General features: G+C 49.2%; 1 protein-coding gene. It reads left to right on the top strand.

Features of this window, described 5'->3' with window-relative positions; genetic code table 11:
- Positions 1–606 (top strand): OB-fold nucleic acid binding domain-containing protein (locus I6F37_RS38445; RefSeq protein WP_225154135.1); only part of this gene is annotated, 606 nt, incomplete at both ends.

Raw genomic sequence — 606 nt, 5'->3', positions numbered from 1 at the left:
ATTCTAGAGCGCAAAGCAAACGGACCCTACAAAACCATTGCATCGTTCCTTGAACGCGTCACCCATAAAAATCTGAATAAAAAATCCCTCGAGGCGCTCATCCTATGCGGTGCCATGGATGCATATGGCGAGCGCGGCACACTCCTTGATAACAGTGAAACGCTGCTTGCTTTTCACAAGGGTGTACTCAAAAATGAGACCGCACAAACGTCCCTTTTTGTTGGTATGGATGAGGAGCCAAAGAGTACCCTGACGCTTACTGATGCGACGCCTGCTACCATGGAGCAACGGCTTGCGTGGGAGAAGGAACTCCTCGGTCTCTACATCTCAGGACACCCGCTTGATCGTTTTGCATCGCAAATCGAAAAGTCTGGCAACACCATTGCTTCGCTCATGGCACAAAAAAGTGCTCGCAACAAGATCCTGGTCGCATCAGTCGAAAGCGTCAAAAGTCTCATTACAAAATCAAATACGCGTATGGCGTTTGTGACACTCTCGGACAAGACCGGTACTGCTGAAGCGGTCATATTCCCGGAAGCGTTCAAAGAGTTTGGAAATCTCCTGACTGACGGTGCGATTGTTGCTAACCAATGTGGTGTGTCTGAC

The sequence above is a fragment of the Bradyrhizobium sp. NBAIM08 genome (assembly GCF_020193935.1).
Classification (GTDB): domain Bacteria; phylum Pseudomonadota; class Alphaproteobacteria; order Rhizobiales; family Xanthobacteraceae; genus Bradyrhizobium; species Bradyrhizobium yuanmingense.
This window is presented reverse-complemented; position numbering and strand designations above follow the sequence as displayed.